This window comes from Paenibacillus sp. sgz302114, from assembly GCF_056120345.1.
Map to the genome: position 1 here is coordinate 1 of NZ_JBVYOI010000027.1, position 8662 is coordinate 8662.

At 44.6% G+C, this 8662-nt stretch carries 8 protein-coding genes; 2 read left to right on the top strand and 6 right to left on the bottom strand.

Features of this window, described 5'->3' with window-relative positions; translation table 11 throughout:
* Window positions 1-240 precede the first annotated feature (240 nt).
* From AC0LWF_RS27590 to AC0LWF_RS27605, 4 genes are all read right to left on the bottom strand, one after another.
* Entirely contained in the window at window positions 241-840 is a 600-nt protein-coding gene (locus AC0LWF_RS27590; RefSeq protein ID WP_474654679.1) for a dienelactone hydrolase family protein, read from the bottom strand.
* Between the two features lie 210 nt (window positions 841-1050).
* Window positions 1051-1575, bottom strand: coding sequence for a DUF4362 domain-containing protein (locus AC0LWF_RS27595; RefSeq protein WP_474654680.1), 525 nt, complete (start codon window positions 1573-1575; stop codon window positions 1051-1053).
* A gap of 434 nt (window positions 1576-2009) precedes the next feature.
* Window positions 2010-2453 (bottom strand): copper amine oxidase N-terminal domain-containing protein, encoded by a 444-nt coding sequence (locus AC0LWF_RS27600; RefSeq protein WP_474654681.1) that lies wholly within the window; start codon window positions 2451-2453, stop codon window positions 2010-2012.
* Between the two features lie 125 nt (window positions 2454-2578).
* Window positions 2579-2911: a YrpD family protein gene (locus AC0LWF_RS27605; RefSeq protein ID WP_474654682.1), complete on the bottom strand. Its 333-nt coding sequence runs from the start codon at window positions 2909-2911 to the stop codon at window positions 2579-2581.
* Window positions 2912-3239: 328 nt separating this feature from the next.
* On the opposite strand from AC0LWF_RS27605, the gene AC0LWF_RS27610 reads away from it, so the two are divergent.
* Complete coding sequence (locus AC0LWF_RS27610; RefSeq protein WP_474654683.1) at window positions 3240-4802, top strand: S8 family serine peptidase; 1563 nt, start codon at window positions 3240-3242, stop codon at window positions 4800-4802.
* Between the two features lie 522 nt (window positions 4803-5324).
* On the opposite strand, the gene AC0LWF_RS27615 is transcribed toward AC0LWF_RS27610, so the two are convergent.
* Entirely contained in the window at window positions 5325-6014 is a 690-nt protein-coding gene (locus AC0LWF_RS27615) for a DUF421 domain-containing protein (protein WP_474654684.1), read from the bottom strand.
* A gap of 342 nt (window positions 6015-6356) precedes the next feature.
* Between AC0LWF_RS27615 and AC0LWF_RS27620 the strand changes: the two genes are divergently transcribed.
* Window positions 6357-7334: a polysaccharide deacetylase family protein gene (locus AC0LWF_RS27620; RefSeq protein WP_474654685.1), complete on the top strand. Its 978-nt coding sequence runs from the start codon at window positions 6357-6359 to the stop codon at window positions 7332-7334.
* Between the two features lie 135 nt (window positions 7335-7469).
* Here AC0LWF_RS27620 and AC0LWF_RS27625 read toward each other — a convergent pair whose 3' ends face one another.
* Window positions 7470-8144 (bottom strand): histidine phosphatase family protein, encoded by a 675-nt coding sequence (locus AC0LWF_RS27625; protein WP_474654686.1) that lies wholly within the window; start codon window positions 8142-8144, stop codon window positions 7470-7472.
* Window positions 8145-8662 lie beyond the last annotated feature (518 nt).

Genomic DNA, 8662 nt, shown 5'->3' on the forward strand with positions numbered 1-8662 from the left:
GAATTTGGACTAAGCAACCAACACAAGAAAAACCTTCCAAATTACTTTCGGAGGGTTCTTTATCTTGCTCAGATTCTAGTATAGCAGTAATTTTTCGAGCTTCTAATGAAAAATGTTGACAAGATATTAGCTGGTTTAGCTCAATCAACCCTTCTTTAACTTCGCACCTAAAGAATCTAGATCAACTTACTAATATCATAGATGAATCCAACCGCCTGGCCTTCTATTTGTAAGCAACGCTCAGTCATCCAAATGCCTGAGGAATTCAAGTACACGTTGCAACAGCAACGCCGTGGCGTCAGCGTCATACGAGGGCAAACTGCTGTCTGCGAAGTAGTGTTGATCGCCTGGGTACAAAAAGAGATCGGCATGATTGGCCGACGCCACGAGCTCACGTGCCGCCTCAATGTCGCCCTCGTCAACGAAATAGGGATCTGCGTCCATGCCGTGAATCTGCACCGGCAGATCCGCTGGCCATGGAGATCCGAACATCGAGGTCGGAACGCAGGAGTAAAAGAACAACGCGCCACGGGCGCCTTCACGAGTCTGGGCGAGCTTCTGAGCGGCCGCTGCACCGAGCGAAAACCCCATATAGACGATCTCACGCGGAATCTCACTAGCCACACGTGTACCGCGCTCCATTATCTCTTCGAACCCAATCTCCTTGACATAGGCCAAGCCGTCTTCGATAGTGGTAAACAAGTGACCGTCGAAAAGGTCAGGAGTATGTACAGTGTGCCCCTCCCCTCTAAGCTCGTCGGCGAAGGTGTAAATACCCTTTGTCAGTCCTAGTGCGTGGTGAAAAAAAAAGAACCTCGGCCATTTCTCTTCTCCTCCCATGTTCAACAATACTCATCATAGATTTCGATCCCTTACTGTCGTTATCCTGTCCGTTAACACAACAGGCCGCCGATTATCGGCAGCCTGCTTCTTGTTGTGCTATCGTTCCTCGTTAGTTGAACAAAGGCAACCTCGCTTCTAGTCGGTTGCCTTCTTGTTTTTTAACTATTGTACCTGTTAAATCAAGACAAAACTTATTTAAAAATTGATTCACTTTGGTCTCACATTCAAATTATAAAGTTTAACAATGTCTATTTCTTTATATTCTTTGATGTCTTTCATCATTCCAAGTGAAGCACCAACTTCATTGTCGCAACCCGATAGCACCGTCCAGGTACCATTTACATTAGTCATGGTTCCAAATCCAGCACAAATCGTGCTGTTGCTTATATCGGTTCCCATGGCGTCTCTTGAGTTGTCATATTTGTAATGAATCACCTTACCATCATAATATATTTCTTCAAAAATGAAACCACTATCCAAGCCATGGACTGTTATACGAATTTGAGCCGGTGTTTTTTCATCTACTTGTTTGAGAAACTGAGCCCATTTGTCTATGTTATAACTCATTCCAAACCCCATAAGGACCACATCTTCATTCTGAACTGCCTCTTCCAATGAATAATTGCCGATTATCGGAGGAAAATCTCCATTTGCAGTTATAACATCATCTCGAATGCCACAGGCAGTTAGTAACACAAGTACAAGGGACAACACGAATACAATTCTAATCAAATTAATCACCTCGAACCTTATATAATAGTGAAATTTCTGAGTTCTCATACGATTGTTTCTTCAAGTTAATCGAGTAAGCCCAAGTGTGCTGGAGCAGTTAAATTCCTCATGAACATCACAATTATTAACAATAATTATTCAATATTTCGTTGATAAATCCTGCCCGTTAGCTGAACAAGACTGCTCGCAGCCTTTGTATATTACTCACACAGGTTCATTCTCACGCCCCATGAGGCGTTAGTTGTATTAGCAAGATTTCATTAGGTAACAGTTCTTTTCATACTAAATTAAAGAAAGCTGCTGGCTCAATGCCGGCAGCTTTCTTTAGGCTTTCTTACGTACAAACTTTCCCATCTTTGATTCGCGATGATACCATTTTCCTACATCGCCTCCCCCCCCCCTACCCAGCCCTATTAGGCGAATACCTCGGAGCTTTAATGAGTATTAATTGTTACTATCTTTCTTTTATTATCCCAACCAACTATTGCGCCTGTAGCTTCACTTATAAATCTGAGATTCACATAGACAACACCTGTAGAAGTATCGAATGGAGATTGCGTTAGTATATATTCTTTATCATTAACGACTGCATGCAAACTATCTAAAGTCAGCTTTATTGTTAAATTCACCTTTGTTGCAGTAATCTTTGTTGTTATCGCTTCCCACTCGACACTCATATTTAATGCTTCAAATATTTGTCGGAAGGGCACCATTGTATTACCATTAATTACTATGGGTTTATCTTTGAACTCCAGAGCTTGTCCATTAATAATAACAGAACCATAGACTGGTGGAGTTGCTGCACTTACAGTAGAAAAAGAAAAACTTGCAATCATTAAAGTTACTATTATTGCCAGAACAGACTTTCTCAATTCCATTCGTTCTCCTCCAAACTATCTTATCAAAATCATCTCTAATATCACTAACGCTTCCACTTAACCTTTTGTTGTAACTTCATAAAAAGTTTCTCTAGAATGTGCCACTACATCATGAGCTGGATCATTTAGGGTAGAGGATATTTGCTAGAGTCCACATCGATCGTAACCGTATTATTAGCATCTCTTGTAATGTACGCATGATCTTGCTCTGGAGTTAAGAAAGAACTACTTGATATAGCAACTCCATTAATTTGAATGTTACTAAAAATACCTTTATTCTTTCCTGTATTATCTGTAGAGACAACTGTGGATAGTAACTTCCAATTAGTAATGGATGCTATCCCGGAAGTTCCTACTACACCTGACTCAAAAATTGCCCTAAGAGGTGTATCGTCGGTTTTTGTGCAAGCATTGTCTGCACAGGTGGCAGTACCAGAAACTTTGATACGTGCAGCCATTAATGATTAGATATTGACATGCTATTAGCTGGAATAGCGTAATGAAAAGGGAGCAGTTGTCTCGGCTCGAGATCACTTTGAAATTCCACTTTCAGCACTTCTGCTTTTCCATTAGTCAGATCTGGGTCACGCGAATAATGCAACCTCCCCTTCTATTCTCAGACTTTTTAGACATCCCTCGTTCATTTTCTACCTTTCTCTCGCATAATTCGTACGTGAGAACCTCTCATTAAGGCACTTTTACCTATGGGAAACAAATGAAGCCATGATTAAACTCTAGTTACCATTTATTTTCCCATTCTATGCTCGAAAGGAGACCGGTCATTTGATGAAGAAAGGCTTGTTGTGGAAGGTAACAGGATCTGCACTGTCTCTTCTCCTGCTAGGTGCCAACTTTGTAACGGCGGCACCGGCAGAAAAACATTCCTATTTAGTAGGAATGACTCACGGCGTCTCTCCGAAGGCTTTGGCAGCACCTGGGATTGAAGTGAAAGAACAATGGGACAAATTGGATGCGGTTCGCATTGAGGCATCGCCTGCTTCCGCCCAAGGCCTGTCGCACAATCCGAATGTCACGTATGTGGAAGATGACCGAGTCGTTCATGCGACGAAGGCCACCACCAAATCAACGACTTATACCGACGCAGCTTACACTTGGGGCTTGCAAGCCGTTAACGCGCAAGCGGCATGGAACTTGGGGGCAACAGGACAGAACATCAAGGTCTGCGTGCTGGATACCGGTATCGATTACGCTCACCAGGAATTTGTCCGCAATGGCGTATCGGTCATTAAGGCCAGCAAAAACTTCATAAGAGACGGCCATCCGGATGCAACCGACGGTTACGGGCACGGCACGCACGTGGCGGGAACGATCGTCGGCCAGACCAGCAACAGCGGAAGCCGGATCGGCGTTGCCCCCAGCATCGACCTGTATGTTGCTAGAGTGCTGGGTGACGACGGAACCGGTGCAACGAGTGGAATTATCAACGGTCTGAATTGGTGTCAGCAAAATGGAGCCAAAATTGCCAGCCTTTCGTTGGGAAGCGATCGCGGTTCCAAAACGGAACAAAAAGCGTTTGATCAGGCTTATCAGAACGGAATGCTCAGCATCGCAGCCAGCGGTAACGATAGCAGCCCGATCGGATATCCTGCGAAATACAGCTCCGTTGTAGCCGTTGGAGCGATTGACAGCAGCTTGAATCTTGCCTCATTCTCCAACTTCGGCGCAGAGCAGGAAGTGGTGGCACCTGGTGTCGGAACGCTCTCAAGCGTGCCCCGCGGAACGGGAATGATCCCCTCGGCTTCGGAAGACGGAACCGTCTATAAAAGCGGCGCAGTTGAATACTCCCCCTATGGCAACGTAACCGGTCTGCTGGTCGAATGCGGTTTGGCCGATTCTACAACTTCTTGCGCTAACAAGCCGGCAAGCGGCTCATGGATCGCTCTAATCAGTCGGGGATCGAACGCCTTCTCAGATAAGATTACGAATGCGATAGCCCAGGGAGCATCGGCAGCCATCATTACCAATAACGATACGATGAATCCCGGCGATGTGGGCAACTTCACGCTGGGCAGTGCCGGCAAATGGATTCCGACCATTTCCGTCTCGTATAACAACGGTTTATCGATACGGAATAACGGACTCGGTTTCGGAAATGTCACAGTTAACAAGTGGGACTATGCCTATTATGAAGGAACTTCAATGGCGACACCGCATGTCTCGGCAGTAGCCGCACTTGCATGGTCTGTAAATCCGAATTTGACCAACAAGCAGATCCGTTCCATCCTGCAGCTGTCCGCCAAGGACCTCGGGACGGCCGGAAAGGACAGCAGCTTTGGATACGGCCTTGTGCAGGCCGACGCTGCAGTTCAGTTGGCTAAAGGAAATTAATCAAAAAGAGCTCATGGCGAGAGGCGTTATAAGGCCCTTCTCGCTATGAGCTTTTTTAAATCCGAAACGTGCAAGCGACGCACCACAGATTATGGTAGAAATGACGTTCTTCCATGGGTGGATAGTTCAGCTATCCTATCCGTTGATCCAATGTCTTGTCACCCGACACCCATTCCTCTACGCTCCATAATAAAGTACTATTCACCAAACATTCTCCAGACTTTCCATATAAAAAAGACGCAATCCCTAGCTAGTCTGAGCAACGTCATTGTTGGCATGGAACCCACCAGCCACTAATTGAGCACACGGAGCATACACGAAAAAGAGCGCCACAAAGACACCCAATATAAAGACTATAAGGTGAATTCTTTAAACACCCGCGACCGGAGCATGCCGCTCCGAGTCAGTTGCGGGTTTTGATGAGCCGTTTGAAATGCACAGCGAACATGTCTTCTTTGTAGGCAATCTTGCCCTGAGCGTTCCGCAGTACACGCTTGTGGTCCTCTTCTTCGCCGAGCACATCTATGGTATCGCACGGTCACCGGTTTGTATCGTGATTTTGCCTGTGTCATCAACTTGTGCAAGATAGACCTCATCGAGATCCACACCATTTTCGGATAACTGTTTGCTGAGCCATACCCGATTGAATCCCGAACGGCGAAGCGTGTCTTCGATAACAAAACCGTCCATGACTACGCTTTGTGGCTCACGTTCAGGCTGTACCGCTAAGCCAAGTGTTTTAGCAGTGAGCGGCTGCTGTTCTTTTGTAAGCAGAAACGTGATTTCGCCGTTAGCTTCCATTGTTGCATACTCCACATCAGCGAGCTGTTGAATACTGTTGCCGCGCATTTGCATCATGAACTCGTCGAGCGTTACGCGAACCTTCTTCATATTTTTCTTGATTAAAGTCCCCTTCTCAACTAACACTGTCCCTTTACCATCTACAATGCCGCGAACCCATCTGCTCCAAAGCGTTGCGAACTCCATGAGTAACGATACAAAAACCCATGTAGATAATGCAAGCACACCCAGATACCATTTTTGATCGCTATCTAGCGCGATGTATGCAGAGATATTACCGAGAGAAGCACCCGTAATGTATTCAAACAGTGACAGCTGTGAAACTTGCCGTTTGCCGAGTATCTTCGTCATAATGAACAGTATGGATACGGCAGATAGCGTGCGTAGCATAATTTCAACCCACGTTGGCAAAAAAAGACACCCCTTTTCTCACGGGTAGGATGTCCACATTGTATGTTTACTATGCAAAATTCAATAAATTGCATGCTGGTTAGGAAACTTGATAGCCTTCTGTGCGAACTCAACAATCTTTTTTTTCAGAGCCTCATGGCCTTGCCTTCAATATGCGATTCCTTGTCTTTTGTCGGGAATGAGTGCAAGTTCTTGTCAATTTCAGAAATGGGATCAAGTTCTTGTCACCCGACATCAACTAACATACTCGCCGTTTGTCGATTCCTAACGCAGTATTTATTACAACCGCATTCTTGAATAATTACTAGAGCATTTGCCGAAACTCATTCAAGAGGTGTACATATGAGAATGGTTGTTACTGTAATCATGCAAATTATAGTTCTCTCTGTTATTTCTTGCGGATCTCATCGAAACGAAACTCACCATTTTGATCATTCGCAAGCATCCTCCCTTCATGCAAAGGAAACGAGGAAACCTTCTAACCGCCTTTCGATCACAAACCGCGAAACAAAGCATTCTTCTCCCGTTTTTTATCACGATAAAGTGATTGTGTTGATGTATCATAATGTTGAAATTCAGTCAAAGCATGCGAGCATGATTACTCTTGAGCAATTGAATGAGCAACTTACCGCAATCAAGATGAATGGTTTTCATATGATTACGATGGATCAGTATTTGGACTTTATCATGCTAGACAAAAAAGTTCCGGATAACGCTGTACTTCTTACATTTGATGATGGGTATGGTACGTTTTACAAAAATGTATATCCTTTGCTAAGAAAACTTGGCGTCACTGCAACTGATTTTATTGTAGTTTCAACAATTGATGATCAGAAGCACAGGGGTCGTGCGAAATTAACTTGGCAACAAATGAGGGAAATGAAAAAGGCAGGCATGAACTTCTATAATCATACTTACAATTCACACGCCTACATGACTCTACACTTTAACGGAATAAGAAGAAGGGTTCCTGTATTGGCTCATCCTATCTTCCTTAAATCTGTAAACCGCTTGGAAACGACGCGTGAATATGAAAGCCGTGTTCATTATGACCTAGCTATAGCGGAAAAACGACTCAAAACGGAGCTGAAAAATTCACGTAGCGCACTCGCTTTTCCTTACGGAGCTTATAACGATACCATTCTTCAAATCGCTCATAAGTTAGGAATTGAAACAACCTTTACCATTCGTCCTGGAATCAATGGGCATGAGCAGCACAATGGGTTTCGAATAAATGCAGGAAACCAAAACTTGAAGACAAGCGATCTTATTGAAATGCTGAAAACGAGTTCATCTTGGAGCCCCCACCACTTGGACTGAAAATCCATACACAGCACAACACAACAAGGCAGTCCTCTCGGGTCTGCCTTGTTGTCTGTGTACTTATTTTATTTGATAAGTTTCCTGCTCAAGCGATGACGTGGTGATCGGCTTCGTGCCCGTTAGCGTAAAGGCTCAACTAATTTTCTTGAGCCTTTGGAGATATCCGTTGTTCTGTGTCGACCACTGTTCCAAGCTTATTCTTTTTACAATTTCATATCCCTTTCCGGCGCCTCTTGGTTTAATTATAACGGTTCCCATATTCGGGATTTCGCCAAGCAACGTACCGGCCGGAAACATATGCCCGACTAAGATTTGATTTGCTCCGCGAGGCGGTATCGTTTCCAACATTTTGGTTAAATGTTCAGTGATGGACTGCTTCCGTTCGTTTGAAACATTCGTTTTTCTTAACTCTTCAATGTTCGCTAACAAAGGATATACCTCAACATTGTTACTTCCGAAAGCGATTTTAGCCGTCTCCTCGGTGCGGCAAAAAGGGCTTGCCAAAACAGGATAGCGAACCGGAATATGCAGTGTACTGAGTATCCGACCGAGTGCTTCAGCCTGCTTCTTGCCTTCCTCGCTCAAATTTCTTTGGGTACCGCAATCGTTAATATTTACATCCGGTGAGTCCTGGCCTACCGTCGCCTCGCCGTGCCTCATGTAGATAATATAGCCGCCATTGCGGATCGTTTGGAGAAATGAAGTGACGTTCTCTTTTCTAGGCGGGTCAGCTTCGGCGCTGTTTCTAGGCACGAGCATCAACGAAACCGTAAACAAAAAAAGAAGCACTGTTTTTTTGTTCAGCATACTTGCAGTTTCAATCCTTTCAGGGGGTGTAGTCAAGCATGCGTATTATTAACCATAGGAGTGAATCGTATCCTGTCGAACTCCTAGGAATCGTCGGATCTGCGGTTTGAGATCCCTCTCCCGTTTTTATATAAAAAGCACTCCCTTGTTTGAGATCAAAACATAGGAGCGCATCTCCGTGTCACGTCTTTACTTAAACCAGCACAGTTTGCAATGAAACGCACTTCACATGCGATTGCCTTCAATTAAAGAACAACCTCTTCCACTATTCTGCCCGTTCGTATTATGAGGTCACCAGATCTTTCTGGTCGACCTCCTTTTTGTATGGTCGTAAGATTGCGGTAGCCGGGAATCGAACGTTTCTGCCCGTGGGACTTAGATCCCGAGAGCTATTCAGTTCATTCCCCCTACTTGTTCAACCATGGTTAGGCTGGTTGGGACGTAGATCCCGTATCACATGCGATAGTGTGGAAGACAAGAAGGTTAGGGGTTACCGGTGAATTTACTTCAGGAGTGAT

Bases quoted from the DNA above. Each gene is read 5' to 3' on its own strand.
- AC0LWF_RS27590 (WP_474654679.1), bottom strand. From the start codon at position 840: ATGGGAGGAGAAGAGAAATGGCCGAGGTTCTTTTTTTTTCACCACGCA.
- AC0LWF_RS27600 (WP_474654681.1), bottom strand. From the start codon at position 2,453: ATGGAATTGAGAAAGTCTGTTCTGGCAATAATAGTAACTTTAATGATT.
- AC0LWF_RS27605 (WP_474654682.1), bottom strand. From the start codon at position 2,911: ATGGCTGCACGTATCAAAGTTTCTGGTACTGCCACCTGTGCAGACAAT.
- AC0LWF_RS27610 (WP_474654683.1), top strand. From the start codon at position 3,240: ATGAAGAAAGGCTTGTTGTGGAAGGTAACAGGATCTGCACTGTCTCTT.
- AC0LWF_RS27620 (WP_474654685.1), top strand. From the start codon at position 6,357: ATGAGAATGGTTGTTACTGTAATCATGCAAATTATAGTTCTCTCTGTT.
- AC0LWF_RS27625 (WP_474654686.1), bottom strand. From the start codon at position 8,144: ATGCTGAACAAAAAAACAGTGCTTCTTTTTTTGTTTACGGTTTCGTTG.